Here is a 15,270-nt window from a genome sequence, read left to right as displayed (position 1 = left end):
GTGCTCCTCGTCTGGCGTTGACCGGTACGGGAGGGTCCACTGAAGAGTGGAAGCAGAGCATCAGTAGGCAGAGGGTTCCCCTGCGGCACCATTTGGAGGGCGTACCGTGCACCGCCGGCACAACGGGCTCAGGACCGCCGTTCTCCTCGGGGGACTGTCCGCACTCATCATCGTCATCGGCAGCTTCTTCGGGCGCACCGGCCTCGTCATCGCCCTGGTCATCGCGATCGGCACGAACGCCTACGCGTACTGGAACAGCGACAAACTGGCTCTACGCGCGATGCGTGCGCGCCCGGTGAGCGAGTTCGAGGCCCCCGCGCTGTACCGCACAGTCCGCGACCTCTCCACTCAGGCCCGCCAGCCCATGCCACGCCTGTACATCTCACCGACGGAGGCCCCGAACGCGTTCGCCACGGGCCGCAACCCGCGCAACGCAGCCGTGTGCTGCACCGAAGGCATCCTGCGCATCCTCGACGAGCGGGAACTGCGCGGCGTCATCGGCCACGAACTCAGCCACGTCTACAACCGGGACATCCTGATCTCGTCGGTCGCCGGCGCCCTCGCCTCCGTGATCATGTTCCTGGTCAACTTCGCCTGGCTGATCCCGATCGGCCGCTCGAACGATGATGACGGACCCGGCATCCTGGGCATGCTGATGATTATGATCCTGGGCCCGCTCGCCGCGTCCCTCATCCAGCTCGCCATCAGCCGCTCCAGGGAGTACGAGGCGGACGCGTCCGGTGCCCAGCTCACCGGCGACCCCCTCGCCCTCGCCAGCGCCCTGCGCAAGCTCGACGCGGGCACCAAGCAACTGCCGCTGCCTCCCGAGCCGCGCATCGAGACCGCAAGCCACATGATGATCGCGAACCCGTTCCGCCCCGGACAGGGCATGTCGAAGATGTTCTCCACGCACCCGCCCATGGCGGAGCGCATCGCCCGGCTCGAGAAGATGGCAGGCCACCACCAGTGAAGACAATCCTGAACGTCATCTGGCTCGTCCTGAGCGGCTTCTGGCTGTTCCTGGGGTATGTGTTGGCGGGCGCGCTGCTGTGCGTCACCATCATCGGGATCCCGTTCGGCATCGCCGCGTTCCGAATCGGCGTCTACGCTTTGTGGCCCTTCGGCTATACGACGGTGGAGCGCTCCGACGCGGGCGCACCGTCCTGCGTCGGCAACGTCCTGTGGCTGGTGCTCGCCGGCTGGTGGCTCGCCCTCGCCCACATCGTCACCGGCGTCGCCCTGTGCCTCACGATCATCGGCATCCCGTTCGGCATCGCCAACTTCAAGCTCATCCCCGTATCGCTGCTCCCTCTGGGACGCGAAATCGTGCGCACGGACCAGCCGTTCGCGACCCGCTAGCGGGCGGGCCCGGGGGGTGGAGCCGCCGAAGTACCTACTGCTTTCCTACGACGCCGAAGCCGAGTTCAACGGCGAGGACGGCTACGCGGAGCCGTGGGCGACGTGCGCGGAGGCCGAGGGACTCTTCAGCGATCCGCCCCGTCCCGAGCGAGGGACGTACGAGCTGCTCGGATGCGCCCTGGAAGGCGAGCTGCGGACCGCCCTCACGCGCACGCGTGCCGACGGTTCGGCTCCGCTCGGCCTTCTCGTCCTGGAGGTCCTGGACAAGAAGGGAGAGCGCGTCGTCGAGTGGGAACTGGACTACGCGCGTGTCATCGACGACCGCCCGTGCGCGCGTGACCTGACGCTCCGCGACATCACCGTGGAAGCCTCGGAGTCCGTCGACAACGCGTCCGACTACCCCCAGCGCCCGCCGCTCTCCCCGGGTTACCGCTTGTCCGGCGCGGAGAACCGGCACTGGGGCACCTGCAAGGACCTGGCGTACATCCGCACCGGGCCGCCCGAAACGCCGACGCCGTCGCTGCGGCTGCTCGGCTGCTCCCCGAGCGGAGCGCTGCGCGCGGCACTGGACGCGGGTGAGGAGGACCTGGGACACGCCAAGGTGCTGCGACTCGACGCGCACGGCCGCACCGTGCAGGCGGCCGTCGAGGGCGAACTCACCGCGTGGATCCCGTCGGCGCGCGGCCGAGGCCTGGTCGACCTCACCCTCGAACCCTGGTCGGAGCGTCCACCGACCGTGGCCCCCGAGGTCTGGGACCTGTGGTGGGCCGGACGCCTGTCCGAGCCCAACCTGTGGGCGCAATGCAGTGCTGAAGGCCGCGAGTTCTGGCTCCGCACGGCTCTCACGAACCACACATACGGCGAGCCCGACAGACCTCCCGGCACCGCCTATCACCTCGACGGCCGCCACATCACGGACGCGCACGGATTCTTCTGCGCGATCGGCGAAGCCGTGAACGGGCCCGGCGGATACTTCGGCTGGGGCCTCGACGCCCTCAACGACTGCCTCCGCGGACGCTGGGGCGCCCACGCACCCTTCAGTCTCGTCTGGCACGACGCGGACATCGCCCGCGCCTGCCTCGGCGTCACCCCGCACACCGACTACCGCCCGGTGACCTTCGAGGAACTGCTCGCCTTCTTCGCCGAAAAACACATCGACGTCCGTCTCGCCTGACGGCGCGGGGCGGTGCCTGAGGGTTATCCACAGGCTGCCCGATTGTCAGTGGCGCGCTGCATCATGAACCCATGACCGAAATCGAGCAGTTGCTGCAGAAGGTGGCGGAAGGGGCCCGCAACACCCGCCCGTGGGGCTGGCCTTCGCTCCCGGAGCCCGTGGACACAGCTGCCGTCACACGTGCCGAAGCCGCCCTCGGCTTCCCACTGCCGGCGCTGCTCGCCACGCTCTACCTGCGTATAGGGGACGGCGGATTCGGCCCGGAGTACGGCCTGTTGCCCTTGCTCGACGGCGCTGCGTCCGGTGAACCCGCCGCCGTACCGCAGTACCTCGCCAACAGAAAGAGCGGACGCAAGGACCCGGACTGGCCCTGGCCCGAGGGTGTCCTGCCGATATCCCACTGGGGCTGCGGAATGTACGCCTGCGTGGACTGCCAGAATCCGGACGGCCCAGTCCTCCTCTTCGAGCCGAACGCGGACGAAGCCGACCACGCCTGGTTCGTGGACGCGCCCGACCTGGCGACGTGGCTGCACACCTGGCTCGACGGCACCGGTTGGTACGAGGAATCCACCGACGACTTGGACATGGCCCCATGGCCCGACTTCCGCATACGCACGGCGGCGCCACGAGCTTCGTAGCGCCGCTCAAGGAACGGCGGTCGGTCATGCGGCTTCGCTGCCCGTGTCACGGAGGCGCCGCCGCCGCCTCCAACCGGACCCCTCAAGCCAGCTGCACCCGCCGGCAGCGCCCGCCGCCGGTCGGAAGCCCGCTGCCACTGCCGCCGCTACTCCTGCCTGCTGCCCGCCCATCGCCGTACGCCGTAGGCCGCAGCCCCCGCCGCCAGCACAGCCGAACCCGACACCACGGAAACCCCGGGCAGCGCGAACGCCAGTGTCACGCACCCGACGAGCCCGACCAGCGGCGCCACCCGGGACAGCGGAGCCGAATCCAACGTCCAGGCCGAGGCGTTCGCCACCGCGTAGTACGCCAACACACCGAAGGAGGAGAAGCCGATGGCACCCCGTACATCCACTGTCGCGGCCAGCACGGCGACCACCGCGCCCACGGCCAGCTCTGCCCGGTGCGGTACCTGGAAGCGCGGATGTACGGCGGCCAAGGCGCCCGGCAGATGGTGATCACGGGCCATGGCCAGCGTCGTCCGCGAGACGCCGAGGATCAGGGCGAGGAGTGAGCCGAGCGCGGCCACCGCAGCACCCACCCGCACCACCGGCACGAGCCCTGGTACACCGGCCGCCCGCACCGCGTCGGCCAGCGGCGCCGTGGCCTGCCCGACTCCACCCGACCCCAGCACGGAAAGGACGGCTACCGCCACCGCCGCGTACACCACGAGCGCGATACCCAGAGCCACCGGGATGGCGCGCGGGATGGTGCGCGCAGGATCCCGCACCTCCTCACCGAGGGTCGCGATCCGTGCGTATCCCGCGAACGCGAAGAACAGCAGCCCGGCCGCCTGAAGCACCCCGCCCGCGCCGGCGGAGAGCCCGACGCCCAGTCGCTCGGAGTCGGAGGCGCCCGATCCGAGGCACACGACCACCACGGAAGCGAGGACCGCGAGGACCACTGCCACGATCGCCCGCGTCAGCCAGGCCGACTTCTGTACGCCGCCGTAGTTCACCGCGGTCAGGGCCACCACGGCCGCGACTGCCACCGCGTGCGCCTGTCCCGGCCAGACGTACGTGCCCACGGTGAGCGCCATCGCCGCACAGGAGGCTGTCTTGCCGACGACGAACGACCAGCCCGCCAGGTATCCCCAGAAGTCTCCCAGCCGCTCGCGTCCGTACACATATGTCCCGCCCGAGGCGGGGTACAGGGCGGCGAGCCGGGCCGAGGACATCGCGTTGCAGTAGGCGACCACGGCGGCGACCGCAAGGCCGAGCAACAGCCCGGACCCGGCCGCCCGCGCCGCGGGGCCCAGCGCCGCGAAGATCCCGGCACCGACCATCGCCCCGAGACCGATGACCACCGCGTCCCCGAAACCGAGCGTCCGGCGCAGTTCGGCACCGGCCTGCAAATTGCCGCCCTCCTGGCCGCCGGGCGGTCTCGCACCGGAATATGTCATGCGCCGCACCCTACTGATCGGTGCAACCGAGCGGCGTCGACAAGGCGTCCTCCACGGCAACAAGCCGCCAACACGCGCGCGACCAGCGGCTTGAGTGCAGTGGAGCATCAAGACACCGCGGCAGCACAGCAGGGCATGAGCACCGCCTGGCCGAAGCAGGGGTACAGCGCAGGCACAGTACGGAGAGGCAGGTTCACGGCATGGGAATCATCAGCTGGATCATTCTGGGACTGTTGGCCGGGGCCATCGCCAAATTCCTGCTGCCGGGCCGGGACCCGGGCGGCTTCATCGGAACGACGATCATCGGCGTCGCGGGCGCCTTCATAGGCGGCTGGATCTCCGCCCGCTGGCTGGACCACCCCATCACCAAGCAGTTCTACGACGGTGCCACCTGGGCCGCCGCGATCGGCGGCTCGCTCGTGCTGCTGGTTCTCTACCGCATTCTGTTCGGCGACTCACGCCGCTGAGCGCGTACCCAAAGGCCGCAGCCAGCAGGTGAGAAGGGTGGGCACCCGAAGGACTCCGGGTGCCCACCCTTCTCCAAAGCGCGGCAAGCCGACCACTGCCGTCAGTGGACGAAGTAACTGCTGCCGCTGGTGGGCGCAGCAGGGGCGGTGAGGACTACCGGTAGTTCACGAACTGCAGGGCGAAGTCGAAGTCCTTGCCCTTGAGCAGTGCCTGGACGGCCTGCAGGTCGTCGCGGCTCTTCGAGCTGACGCGCAGTTCCTCGCCCTGCACCTGAGCCTTGACGCCCTTCGGGCCCTCGTCCCGAATGATCTTCGCCACCTTCTTCGCGTTCTCCTGGGAGATGCCCTCCTCGATCGAAGCGAAGATCTTGTACTCCTTGCCGGAGAGCTGCGGCTCACCGGCGTCCAGCGTCTTCAGCGAGATGCCGCGCTTGACCAGCTTGGTCTCGAACACGTCGAGGATGGCTTTGACCCGCTCCTCGGTGTTCGCCTCCATGAGGATCTTCTCGCCGGACCAGGAGATGGAGGCGCCCACGTTCTTGAAGTCGAAGCGCTGCGAGATCTCCTTGGCGGTCTGGTTGAGGGCGTTGTCGACCTCCTGCCGCTCGACCTTCGAGACGATGTCGAAACTGGAGTCGGCCATGTCCTGTGGCTCCTTGTATCGGGGTGCGTAGGGGCGGCCGTCGAGCCCGGCGTGGTCCCCGGCCGCATCCGCATAAGCCTAGCCACCCCCTTCCCTCCGGGGGCCGATCAATCGGGTGGCGAAGCACCCTCGGTCATCGGGTATCGTTTACGTCGTTGCCACAGAGCACCGTCAAAAACGGTCCTCCCGGCAGCAAACCCTGGCGGTGTGCCCGAGCGGCCAAAGGGAGCAGACTGTAAATCTGCCGGCTTAGCCTTCCGTGGTTCGAATCCACGCGCCGCCACATGGGAAACAAAGGCCCCGTGACCTGCCCTCTACGCAGGTCACGGGGCCTCTGTCATGCGCTCACGCGCGAGCGGGGAGCAGGCGGATTGTCAGTCGTGGCGGGCACACTGATGTCATGTCTTCGCGTCGTAGGAACTGCCCCGAGTGCCGTCGGGAGATCGCCGTTGTCGCGGGGCGGTTCGCTCGGCATGATCCACCGGGTGCGCGGGGGAGCGGGGAGCTGGTCTCGTGCCCGGGGTCACGCAGGCAGGCGGAGCTCGGGGCTGCTCAGCCGGCGCTGGACGGGTACGCGGTTCCTGAGTTCGCCGGCCAGCTGCCCCTGTTCTGACCACCACAGGGCATGACCTGCTGTGGTCGTGACCTCAGGTCCTGACACCTGTCTCCCCGGTTCTCCTAGTTCCCCGCCACCGACTTGACCGCCACCGAGATCGGGGTCGAACCGCTGACCAGTTCCAGCGTCAGGCCGACCGTCGCCGGTGTGTCCACCAGCTCGGCCAGGACCGCGGCGACGTCGTCGCGTGGAATCGGGCCGCGGCCGGTGGAGGCCTCCAGGCGTACGAGGCCGGTGCCGGCGTCGTCGATCAGGCTGCCCGGGCGCAGGATCGTCCAGTCCAGGGCAGCACGGCTGCGTACGTATTCGTCGGCCTCGCCCTTGGCGCGTAGGTAGACGTCGAAGATGTCGTCGCCCGGGTGCGAGGAGTCCGCGCCCATTGAGGAGACGACGATGTGACGGCGTACACCCGCGCGTTCCGCCGCGTCCGCGAACAGGACGGCTGCGTCCCGGTCCACCGTGTTCTTGCGGCCCGCGCCGCTGCCCGGCCCCGCTCCCGCCGCGAAGACGGCCGTGTCCGCACCCTGCAAGTGCGCGGTGACCTCCTCCAGCGAGGCGGACTCCAGGTCGCACACGACCGGCTCGGCGCCGGCCGCCCGCAGGTCGTCGCTCTGTTCGGCGCGGCGGATGATCCCCGCGACCTCGTCACCGCGAGCGGCGAGCAGTCGCTCCAGCCGCAGCGCGATCTGACCATGACCTCCAGCGATAACAATGCGCATGTTTCCGACCGTACGCCCGGATGGACGCGTTCGCCGCACAACCCTGTGGACGACTCGTGGGTCACATGGGTGATCACTGTGAACAAGGGGGACGTCGTGCCAGTCGCGCTGCGTCGTAAGGGGAACGTCATGACCGCCATACGCAAGTCCGCCGTACGCAAGACCGTCGTGGGCAAGACCGTCATCGCGGCCGGCAGCGCCGCCGTTCTGCTCGCCACGGCAGCCGCCTGTGGCACGGTTCAGAATCTCACCGCAGGCCAGAAGGTGGACCAGGCCGTTGACCGGCTCGGCGAACAGAAGTCGCTGGCCTTCGAGTTGGATCTGGCCGCCGGTTCCGACGCGCTCACGGCGCTGGCGGGCGGGGCCGGTTCCGAGGAGGAGTTGCCGCCGGAGTTCGCGAAGTTGCTGGCGGGGCTGCGGGTCGAGGTTTCCGTCAAGTCCAGGAAGCCGTTGGCGGATTCGGGTGAGAAGGATCTCGTCGGTACGAGCGTCAGGATCGAGGGCTCCGAAGGCGTCCTGGCCGAGTACCGGGTCGTCGGCGACTTCACGTACTACCGCGCCGACATGAAGGCGCTCGGCGAGGCCATGGGTATGCCCATGCCTACGGCCGAGCAACTCCCCGAGAGCGAGAAGGAGTTCAGGAAGGTACTTGAGGGCGAGTGGGTCAAGATGGACACCAGTGCCCTGGGGGAGGCCCAGAGGTCCGAGTCGTCCTCGGGTGGCGTCGACGAGACCGCCGGGATCGATGCCAAGACCCAGCAGAAGATCATCGATGCCGTACGCGGTGTCTTCGCGCGCGAGGTCACCCTCAGCGCGAAGGACGGCGGCGACGGCACCGAACACATCAGCGCCAAGGCCAACTTCCGTGACCTGATCACCGGAATCGTCGACAAGCTCGGGCCGTTGGAGGGCGAGCTTCCGCCGGGCGCCGAACTCCCCACCGCCAAGGACCTGAAGGACGCCCCGAACAAGAAGGTCGCGGTCGACCTCACGCTGAAAAATGGCGACCTGACCCAGGTCGAGGTCGACCTAGCCGCCCTCGCTGACGCCCCGAAGGGCACCAAGCTCCCGCTGGTCATGAAGTTCACCGAGGCGGGCGACGTCAGCGCGCCGGCGGGGGCCACTGAGATCCCCGGGGACATGGTGCCTGGCGGCAGCCCGCTCGCCGTCGGTGGTCTGTTGGGCGGCGGCGAGTTCTGAACACCGGTTGCACCGACGGGCGAGTGGGCGGGCGCGCGCGGGTAGCCCTCCCACCCCTCCCCTCACCCGGCCTCCGTCAAGACGGCTCCCCCCGCCCCTGCCGCGGCAGGTCCAATCCCGCCGCCGAGTTGCAGTACTCCCGCACCGCGCTGGTCCGCGCCACCACGCGCCCCCGGTGCACCACGATCCGGCTGTACGCCAGCGACAGCGCACCCGCGAGCCGGTCCCCGCGTACGGCGAGCAACTCGGCGGGAAATCCCGCCTCCACGCGTACTTCGGGTAGCCCGAGGACGGTCCTGGCGACGGAACTCACGGCGTCGTACGCGTCCTCGGGCCGCAGCCCCTCTCGCGAGGCCAGCAGATAGGCGGCCTCCAGCGGGTCGCCGCGTCCCACCGGATTGGCCACGTCGCGCAGGGCGCCGCTGCCCGCGGCGACCCGGACTCCGGCCGCACGCAACAGCCTTACGGGAGCGGCCATGCGGCGGTCCACGGGCCCGCAGCCGCCCTGCGGCAGACACACGACGGTCACTCCCGCAGCGGCGAGTTGCTCGGCGGCGCGGGAGGCGACCTCGGCGGGCAGCCGGCCGAGTCCGCCGCATGGACCGAGTGTCACTCCGGGGCGCAGGCCGCCCGCCATCGCCGCGAGCCGTCCGAGCCGGGCGGGGTCGTCGGCGTCCGTGTGCAGGTCTACCGGGCAGCCGTGCTCGGAGGCGAGCTCCAGGACAGCCTCGACGTACCCCGTCGGATCGGGGTCGGCGTCCGGGCATCCGCCGACCACGGAGGCGCCCATTTTCACCGCGTCCCGCAGCATCGCGAGCCCGTCCGCCCCGGCGATCCCGGTCAGCAGCCGAGGCATCGCCACCGCGGTCAGCTCGGTGAGTCCGCGCAGCGACCGCCGCGCCTGGAGCACCGCGGCCAGCGCGTCGAGCCCCTGTACGTCGCCGACATGCACGTGTGAGCGCAGTGCCGTGGCCCCGTGCCCGAGTTGCAGCAACGCGGCCTCGGTGGCACGGCGCTGGACCTCCTCCGCGTCGTAAGAGGCGGGGCCGTCGCCTTCGGCGGTCAGAGCCGTGTCGCCGTGGGCGTGCGGCTCGGCCGGGGCCGGGAGCAGGAGGTAGCCGCTCAGGTCCACGCGTGCGGTGTGCGCGCTGAGGCTCCCGGCGGTACCGACCGCCTCGATGCGCCCGCCGCCCAGCCGTACGTCCACGGTCCGGCCGTCGGTGAGCCGTGCCCCGCACAGCAGGAGGGCAGCCGTGTCGGCAGGTGTAGCTCCTGACGCCGAGGACGAGGGGTGGGGCGGCTGCGGCTGACTGTCGGACATCGGACTGTCGGGCATCGCGCTCCTGGGGCTCGGGGGCGGCTGCGGAATGGATAACTGCGGAGAGTGAGACGCAAGATCACACAGCGTGAGCCGAGCCTAGGGTGGCGACCCGCCCGCATCGGGGAGGAGCGAAATAGTCGTATTGGTGTGGTCCGTCAGGGAGAGAAGGCCGAGGGTGCAGGCCGACGGGCCGTAAAGATCGACTGGCCGGACGAACAGGCATGGCGATGAGGATCAACTGGTGTGCCGATGCCGATCAGCAGGCCTGACGGTGAGGATCACCGCTGTGGTTCCTCTGTGGTTTTCTGGTGCGTCAGAGGCCCGCGGGGACGCCTGCGGACCAGCGAGGAACAGGCCGGGGCGGTTGCCGCGAAACGGATTTGGGCGATCGGCGGCCGACCGTGTAATGTCTTCATCGCTCGCCCCAATAGCTCAGTCGGTAGAGCGTCTCCATGGTAAGGAGAAGGTCTACGGTTCGATTCCGTATTGGGGCTCTGGTGTGGGAGGTTCCTGTCGCAAGGCGGGAACCGATCGCATCTCAGCGGTGTAGCTCAGTCGGTAGAGCAAGCGGCTCATAATCGCTGTGTCACCGGTTCAAGTCCGGTCACCGCTACTGACAGTAGCCGATTGTGGGGTCGGTCCTTCGATCGGCTACTCTTCTATGCGTTAATCGTCCTATCTGTTTCGTCAAGGAGCACTCCTGTGGCTGCCACCGACGTCCGCCCGAAGATCACGCTGGCCTGCGTGGAGTGCAAGGAGCGGAACTACATCACCAAGAAGAACCGGCGCAACGACCCGGACCGACTGGAGATGAAGAAGCACTGCCCGCGTTGCAACGCGCACACCGCGCACCGCGAAACGCGATAAGTTTCAGGCTCGTACACGAGGCCGTCCCCTTCGCGGGGGGCGGCCTCGCGTCGTTACGCGGTGTTCGCCGCACCAGCGTTCGTCGTTCGTCGCACAGCGTTCGTCGCACAGCGTTCGTTTCGTTTCACCGGCTGAAAGCCAGGAGGTGCCGAGCCCATGGCGCTCGACCAGTCCTTCGTCGGGCGGTCTTATCCGCCCACCGATCCCTACGAGGTCGGACGGGAGAAGATCCGCGAGTTCGCGGAGGCCGTGGGGGACACCAACCCGGCCTATACGGACCCGGAGGCCGCCAAGGCGCTCGGATACCCGGACGTGATCGCCCCGCCGACCTTCGTCTTCGCGATCAGCTTCAAGGCCGCGGGGCAGGTCATCGAGGACCCCCAACTGGGGCTCGACTACAGCCGCGTCGTGCACGGCGACCAGAAGTTCGCCTACAGCCGCCCGGTGCGTGCGGGTGACCGGCTCACGGTCACCTCGACCATCGAGGCGATCAAGTCCATGGCGGGCAACGACATCCTGGACATCCGCGGTGAGGTCCACGACGAGGCGGGCGAGCACGTGGTGACCGCGATCACCAAGCTCGTGGCGCGGGCGGAGGGCTGATCATGACGGCGAAGATCGCGTATGAGGACGTCGAGGTCGGCACCGAGTTGCCGGCCCGGTCCTTCCCCGTGACCCGGGCCACGCTCGTGCGCTACGCGGGCGCCTCCGGGGACTTCAACCCGATCCACTGGAACGAGAAGTTCGCGGTCGAGGTCGGGCTTCCCGACGTCATCGCGCACGGCATGTTCACCATGGCCGAGGCGATCCGCGTCGTCACCGACTGGGCCGGCGACCCGGGCGCGGTCGTCGAGTACGGCGTCCGCTTCACCAAGCCGGTCGTCGTCCCGAACGACGACAAGGGCGCGACCGTCGAGGTCAGCGCCAAGATCGGCGCCAAGCTCGACGACAACACCGTCCGCGTCGACCTCGTCGCGACCAGCGCCGGCCAGAAGGTGCTGGGCATGTCACGGGCGGTCGTACGGCTGTCCTGAGGCCGGCGTAGGCGACTTGGGTAAGGGGCGTCGGCAGTGGCGGGCGCCCCTTACGTGCGGCTGCCCCTTCCCGATGTACGGCTGGCCAGGTGTCACCGCTCCTTCTCGTAGTCTTGAGCCCGTGCAGGTACTCCATGACGCCCCGCTCGCCCCGCTGACCACCTTCAGGCTCGGGGGTCCGGCGACCCGGCTGATCACCGCCACGACCGACGCCGAGGTGATCGCCGCCGTTCGCGAGGCCGACGACGCCGGAACGCCCTTGCTGGTGATCGGCGGCGGATCCAACCTGGTCATCGGCGACAAGGGATTCGCCGGGACCGCCCTGCGGATCGCGACGAGCGGCTTCGAACTCGACGGCGGGCGGCTGGAGCTCGCCGCGGGCGAGGTGTGGACCGACGCGGTCGCCCGCACCGTCGAGGCCGGCCTCGCCGGCGTCGAATGCCTCGCGGGCATCCCCGGCTCCGCGGGTGCGACACCGATCCAGAACGTGGGCGCGTACGGCCAGGAAGTGTCGTCGACCATCACCGAAGTGATCGCGTACGACAGGAAGACGCGCGAGACGGTCACGCTGACGAACGCCGAGTGCGCCTTCTCGTACCGCCACAGCCGCTTCAAGTCCGACCCCGAGCGCCATGTGGTGCTCCGCGTCCGCTTCGAGCTGGAGGACGCGGAAGGCCTCAGCGCGCCCGTCCGGTACGCCGAGACGGCCCGCGCGCTGGGCGTCGAACCCGGCGACCGCGTACCGCTGGAAAAGGCCCGGGAGACCGTCCTGAAGCTGCGCTCAGGCAAGGGCATGGTGCTCGACCCCGAGGACCACGACACCTGGTCGGCGGGGTCGTTCTTCACCAACCCGATCCTCACGGACGCGGAGTTCGCCGCCTTCCACGCACGCGTGCAGGCGCGACTCGGCGCCGAGGCCGCACCACCCGCCTACCCTGCGGGCGACGGGCACACCAAGACCTCCGCGGCCTGGCTCATCGACAAGTCGGGCTTCACCAAGGGCTACGGCAACGGCCCCGCCTGCATCTCCACCAAGCACACCCTGGCCCTCACCAACCGCGGCGAGGCCACCACCGAAGACCTCCTCGCCCTCGCCCGCGAGGTCGTCGCCGGCGTACATGACACCTTCGGAATCACCCTGGTCAACGAGCCGGTGACGGTCGGAGTGGACATCTAGTAGGTCAGGAGACCGGGCCGGCGAGCCACTCGTCGACACCGGCGAGCAGCTTTTCCCGTACGTCCTCAGGGGCGGCCGAGGCGCGGATCGACTGGCGGGCCAGTTCGGCCAGTTCGGGGTCCGTGAAGTCGTGATACCGGCGGGCGATCTCGTACTGGGCGGCCAGCCGCGACCCGAAGAGCAGCGGGTCATCGGCGCCCAGGGCCAGGGGGACGCCGGCTTCGAAGAGGGTGCGCAGGGGGACGTCCTCCGGCTTTTCGTAGACGCCCAGGGCGACGTTCGAGGCCGGGCAGACCTCGCAGGTCACCTGGCGGTCCGCGAGACGTTTCATCAGCCGTGGGTCCTCAGCGGCGCGCACCCCGTGACCGATCCGGGAGGCGTGCAGGTCGTCCAGGCAGTCCCGGACCGAAGCCGGCCCCGTCAGCTCGCCGCCGTGCGGCGCGGCCAGCAGACCGCCCTCCCGCGCGATCTCGAAGGCCCGGTCGAAGTCCCGCGCCATGCCCCGCCGTTCGTCGTTGGAGAGCCCGAAACCGACGATGCCGCGGTCCGCGTACCGCACGGCCAGGCGAGCCAGCGTGCGGGCGTCCAGCGGGTGCTTCATACGGTTCGCGGCCACCAGGACCCGCATCCCGAGCCCGGTCTCCCGCGCGGCCGAGTCCACCGCGTCCAGGATGACCTCGAGGGCCGGGATCAGACCGCCCAGGCGGGGGGCGTACGACGTCGGGTCGACCTGGATCTCCAGCCACCCGGAGCCGTCCTTCACGTCCTCCTCGGCGGCCTCGCGCACCAGCCGCTGGATGTCCTCGGGCTCTCTGAGGCAGGACCGCGCCGCGTCGTACAGTCGCTGGAACCGGAACCAGCCGCGCTCGTCCGTCGCCCGCAGCTTCGGCGGCTCCCCGCTGGTCAGAGCGTCGGGCAACCGTACGCCGTACTTGTCGGCCAGCTCCAGCAGAGTCGTGGACCGCATCGACCCGGTGAAGTGCAGGTGCAGATGGGCCTTAGGCAGTTCACTTACATCACGTACGCGCTCCATCCCCGGATCTTGCCGTACGCGGATGACGTGCCGGTAGCGCTTTCCCTGATCGTGGGCTTGTCCGAACAGAATCCCTAACGAAGAAAACGGGGCACCCACTTCGAAAAGTGGGTGCCCCGCACGCGTGGAGCGCGAAAAACGTCAGTCCGTGGCCTCGGACAGCAGCTTCTGGAGGCGCGAGACGCCCTCGACGAGGTCCTCGTCACCCAGTGCGTACGACAGACGCAGATATCCCGGAGTGCCGAAGGCCTCACCCGGGACCACCGCGACCTCCGCCTCCTCCAGGATGAGCGCGGCCAGCTCGACCGTGTCCTGGGGGCGCTTGCCGCGGATCTCCTTGCCGAGCAGGGCCTTCACCGAGGGGTACGCGTAGAAGGCGCCCTCCGGTTCGGGGCAGAGCACGCCGTCGATCTCGTTCAGCATGCGCACCATGGTCTTGCGGCGGCGGTCGAAGGCCTCGCGCATCTTCTCGACGGCCTTCAGGTCGCCGGAGACGGCGGCGAGCGCGGCGACCTGGGCCACGTTCGAGACGTTCGAGGTGGCGTGCGACTGGAGGTTGGTCGCGGCCTTGATGACGTCCTTGGGGCCGACGACCCAGCCCACACGCCAGCCGGTCATGGCGTACGTCTTGGCGACGCCGTTCACGATGATGCACTTGTCGCGCAGCTCGGGCACCACCACCGGCAGGGAGTGGAACTCTGCCTCGCCGTAGACCAGGTGCTCGTAGATCTCGTCGGTCAGGACCCACAGGCCCTTCTCCGCGGCCCAGTGGCCGATCTCCTCGATCTGCTCGCGGGAGTAGACCGCACCCGTCGGGTTGGACGGGGAGACGAAGAGCAGCACCTTGGTGTTCTCGGTGCGGGCGGCCTCCAGCTGCTCCACCGTGACGCGGTAGCCGGTGGTCTCGTCGGCCACGACGTCGACCGGGACACCGCCGGCGAGACGGATCGACTCGGGGTACGTCGTCCAGTAGGGCGCCGGGACGATGACCTCGTCGCCCGGGTCGAGGATCGCGGCGAAGGCTTCGTAGATGGCCTGCTTGCCGCCGTTGGTGACCAGGACCTGGGCGGCCTCCACCTCGTAGCCGGAGTCGCGCAGCGTCTTCGCGGCGATCGCGGCCTTCAGCTCGGGCAGGCCGCCGGCCGGCGTGTAGCGGTGGTACTTCGGGTTCGAGCAGGCCTCGATGGCGGCCTGGACGATGTAGTCCGGGGTCGGGAAGTCCGGTTCACCGGCGCCGAAGCCGATCACCGGCCGCCCCGCGGCCTTGAGGGCCTTGGCCTTGGCGTCCACGGCGAGGGTGGCGGACTCGGAGATCGCGCCGACGCGGGCGGAGACCCGGCGCTCGGTGGGAGGGATTGCAGCGCTCATGGCCCCATCGTTTCAGACCGGAAACCTCCCCGGCACGCGGGTTTCACAGACTGAACAACGACTGGACATCCGTCCGGATCGAGGCGGTGGGCTGGACGATCTTCCGCGATCAAAGTCCTTACGGACGCTTTCTGTTCGACGACCGGCCCCGGAGCACGTACACTCTCTCCTCGTTGGCCTTCACCGGCCGCACTCACCCGGTGCACACCGAG

17 protein-coding genes and 3 tRNA genes are annotated in these 15,270 nt (G+C 69.2%); 14 read left to right on the top strand and 6 right to left on the bottom strand.

The features are described 5' to 3' along the window. Positions 1–106 precede the first annotated feature (106 nt). From htpX to ACFYPC_RS25145, 4 genes are all read left to right on the top strand, one after another. On the top strand, positions 107–970 hold the full coding sequence (gene htpX / locus ACFYPC_RS25160) for a zinc metalloprotease HtpX (RefSeq protein ID WP_388680191.1): 864 nt from the start codon (positions 107–109) through the stop codon (positions 968–970). Further along, complete coding sequence (locus tag ACFYPC_RS25155) at positions 967–1,359, top strand: YccF domain-containing protein (protein WP_388680188.1); 393 nt, start codon at positions 967–969, stop codon at positions 1,357–1,359. The genes htpX and ACFYPC_RS25155 overlap by 4 nt, the downstream gene beginning before the upstream one ends. A gap of 16 nt (positions 1,360–1,375) precedes the next feature. Next, entirely contained in the window at positions 1,376–2,533 is a 1,158-nt protein-coding gene (locus ACFYPC_RS25150) for a barstar family protein (RefSeq protein ID WP_388680185.1), read from the top strand. A gap of 71 nt (positions 2,534–2,604) precedes the next feature. After that, positions 2,605–3,171: an SMI1/KNR4 family protein gene (locus ACFYPC_RS25145; RefSeq protein ID WP_388680182.1), complete on the top strand. Its 567-nt coding sequence runs from the start codon at positions 2,605–2,607 to the stop codon at positions 3,169–3,171. Between the two features lie 146 nt (positions 3,172–3,317). Here ACFYPC_RS25145 and ACFYPC_RS25140 read toward each other — a convergent pair whose 3' ends face one another. Beyond that, positions 3,318–4,613 carry an APC family permease gene (locus ACFYPC_RS25140; RefSeq protein WP_388680179.1) on the bottom strand — a complete coding sequence of 432 codons (1,296 nt, stop codon included), beginning with the start codon at positions 4,611–4,613 and terminating at the stop codon, positions 3,318–3,320. 200 nt (positions 4,614–4,813) lie between these two features. Between ACFYPC_RS25140 and ACFYPC_RS25135 the strand changes: the two genes are divergently transcribed. Further along, positions 4,814–5,080, top strand: a complete 267-nt coding sequence (locus ACFYPC_RS25135) for a GlsB/YeaQ/YmgE family stress response membrane protein (RefSeq protein ID WP_388680177.1) — start codon at positions 4,814–4,816, stop codon at positions 5,078–5,080. Between the two features lie 154 nt (positions 5,081–5,234). Here ACFYPC_RS25135 and ACFYPC_RS25130 read toward each other — a convergent pair whose 3' ends face one another. Continuing rightward, the gene (locus ACFYPC_RS25130) at positions 5,235–5,723 is read right to left on the bottom strand and encodes a YajQ family cyclic di-GMP-binding protein (RefSeq protein ID WP_388680174.1); all 489 of its coding nucleotides are present in this window, start codon (positions 5,721–5,723) and stop codon (positions 5,235–5,237) included. Positions 5,724–5,924: 201 nt separating this feature from the next. Between ACFYPC_RS25130 and ACFYPC_RS25125 the strand changes: the two genes are divergently transcribed. Beyond that, positions 5,925–6,006: transfer RNA gene (locus tag ACFYPC_RS25125), tRNA-Tyr, on the top strand. Positions 6,007–6,123: 117 nt separating this feature from the next. After that, a complete protein-coding gene (locus ACFYPC_RS25120; protein WP_388680171.1) occupies positions 6,124–6,336 on the top strand; it encodes a hypothetical protein in 213 nt (70 codons plus the stop codon). A 65-nt stretch (positions 6,337–6,401) separates the two neighbouring features. Here the strand turns inward: ACFYPC_RS25120 and ACFYPC_RS25115 are convergent, their stop codons facing one another. Continuing rightward, positions 6,402–7,058 (bottom strand): SDR family oxidoreductase, encoded by a 657-nt coding sequence (locus tag ACFYPC_RS25115; RefSeq protein WP_388680168.1) that lies wholly within the window; start codon positions 7,056–7,058, stop codon positions 6,402–6,404. Between the two features lie 129 nt (positions 7,059–7,187). Between ACFYPC_RS25115 and ACFYPC_RS25110 the strand changes: the two genes are divergently transcribed. Further along, positions 7,188–8,258, top strand: coding sequence for a hypothetical protein (locus tag ACFYPC_RS25110; protein WP_388680165.1), 1,071 nt, complete (start codon positions 7,188–7,190; stop codon positions 8,256–8,258). 76 nt (positions 8,259–8,334) lie between these two features. On the opposite strand, the gene ACFYPC_RS25105 is transcribed toward ACFYPC_RS25110, so the two are convergent. Further along, entirely contained in the window at positions 8,335–9,579 is a 1,245-nt protein-coding gene (locus ACFYPC_RS25105; RefSeq protein ID WP_388680663.1) for an amidohydrolase family protein, read from the bottom strand. A 421-nt stretch (positions 9,580–10,000) separates the two neighbouring features. On the opposite strand from ACFYPC_RS25105, the gene ACFYPC_RS25100 reads away from it, so the two are divergent. The 6 genes from ACFYPC_RS25100 (at position 10,001) to ACFYPC_RS25075 (ending at position 12,657) form a co-directional block, all read left to right on the top strand. After that, positions 10,001–10,073, top strand: a tRNA-Thr gene (locus tag ACFYPC_RS25100). Positions 10,074–10,119: 46 nt separating this feature from the next. Next, positions 10,120–10,192, top strand: a tRNA-Met gene (locus tag ACFYPC_RS25095). An 89-nt stretch (positions 10,193–10,281) separates the two neighbouring features. Further along, positions 10,282–10,446, top strand: a complete 165-nt coding sequence (gene rpmG / locus ACFYPC_RS25090) for a 50S ribosomal protein L33 (RefSeq protein WP_004571794.1) — start codon at positions 10,282–10,284, stop codon at positions 10,444–10,446. A 156-nt stretch (positions 10,447–10,602) separates the two neighbouring features. Beyond that, positions 10,603–11,049 (top strand): MaoC family dehydratase N-terminal domain-containing protein, encoded by a 447-nt coding sequence (locus ACFYPC_RS25085; protein WP_266831234.1) that lies wholly within the window; start codon positions 10,603–10,605, stop codon positions 11,047–11,049. A gap of 2 nt (positions 11,050–11,051) precedes the next feature. Then, complete coding sequence (locus ACFYPC_RS25080; protein WP_388680162.1) at positions 11,052–11,480, top strand: MaoC family dehydratase; 429 nt, start codon at positions 11,052–11,054, stop codon at positions 11,478–11,480. Positions 11,481–11,601: 121 nt separating this feature from the next. Beyond that, a complete protein-coding gene (locus ACFYPC_RS25075) occupies positions 11,602–12,657 on the top strand; it encodes a UDP-N-acetylmuramate dehydrogenase (RefSeq protein WP_388680159.1) in 1,056 nt (351 codons plus the stop codon). A gap of 4 nt (positions 12,658–12,661) precedes the next feature. On the opposite strand, the gene ACFYPC_RS25070 is transcribed toward ACFYPC_RS25075, so the two are convergent. Further along, positions 12,662–13,690, bottom strand: coding sequence for an adenosine deaminase (locus ACFYPC_RS25070; protein WP_388680156.1), 1,029 nt, complete (start codon positions 13,688–13,690; stop codon positions 12,662–12,664). A 141-nt stretch (positions 13,691–13,831) separates the two neighbouring features. After that, complete coding sequence (locus tag ACFYPC_RS25065) at positions 13,832–15,058, bottom strand: pyridoxal phosphate-dependent aminotransferase (RefSeq protein WP_388680154.1); 1,227 nt, start codon at positions 15,056–15,058, stop codon at positions 13,832–13,834. Positions 15,059–15,270 lie beyond the last annotated feature (212 nt).

Source organism: Streptomyces sp. NPDC005808 (genome assembly GCF_042871385.1).
Lineage (GTDB): Bacteria > Actinomycetota > Actinomycetes > Streptomycetales > Streptomycetaceae > Streptomyces.
The sequence above is the reverse complement of the archived record's forward strand: the minus strand, read 5'-3'. Positions and strand labels throughout refer to the sequence as shown.

Excerpts from the sequence above, each read along its gene's own strand:
- ACFYPC_RS25145 (WP_388680182.1), top strand. The coding sequence starts at position 2,605 with ATGACCGAAATCGAGCAGTTGCTGCAGAAGGTGGCGGAAGGGGCCCGC.
- ACFYPC_RS25140 (WP_388680179.1), bottom strand. The coding sequence starts at position 4,613 with ATGACATATTCCGGTGCGAGACCGCCCGGCGGCCAGGAGGGCGGCAAT.
- ACFYPC_RS25135 (WP_388680177.1), top strand. The coding sequence starts at position 4,814 with ATGGGAATCATCAGCTGGATCATTCTGGGACTGTTGGCCGGGGCCATC.
- ACFYPC_RS25130 (WP_388680174.1), bottom strand. The coding sequence starts at position 5,723 with ATGGCCGACTCCAGTTTCGACATCGTCTCGAAGGTCGAGCGGCAGGAG.
- ACFYPC_RS25120 (WP_388680171.1), top strand. The coding sequence starts at position 6,124 with ATGTCTTCGCGTCGTAGGAACTGCCCCGAGTGCCGTCGGGAGATCGCC.
- ACFYPC_RS25115 (WP_388680168.1), bottom strand. The coding sequence starts at position 7,058 with ATGCGCATTGTTATCGCTGGAGGTCATGGTCAGATCGCGCTGCGGCTG.
- ACFYPC_RS25110 (WP_388680165.1), top strand. The coding sequence starts at position 7,188 with ATGACCGCCATACGCAAGTCCGCCGTACGCAAGACCGTCGTGGGCAAG.
- ACFYPC_RS25105 (WP_388680663.1), bottom strand. The coding sequence starts at position 9,579 with ATGTCCGACAGTCAGCCGCAGCCGCCCCACCCCTCGTCCTCGGCGTCA.
- ACFYPC_RS25085 (WP_266831234.1), top strand. The coding sequence starts at position 10,603 with ATGGCGCTCGACCAGTCCTTCGTCGGGCGGTCTTATCCGCCCACCGAT.
- ACFYPC_RS25080 (WP_388680162.1), top strand. The coding sequence starts at position 11,052 with ATGACGGCGAAGATCGCGTATGAGGACGTCGAGGTCGGCACCGAGTTG.
- ACFYPC_RS25070 (WP_388680156.1), bottom strand. The coding sequence starts at position 13,690 with ATGGAGCGCGTACGTGATGTAAGTGAACTGCCTAAGGCCCATCTGCAC.
- ACFYPC_RS25065 (WP_388680154.1), bottom strand. The coding sequence starts at position 15,058 with ATGAGCGCTGCAATCCCTCCCACCGAGCGCCGGGTCTCCGCCCGCGTC.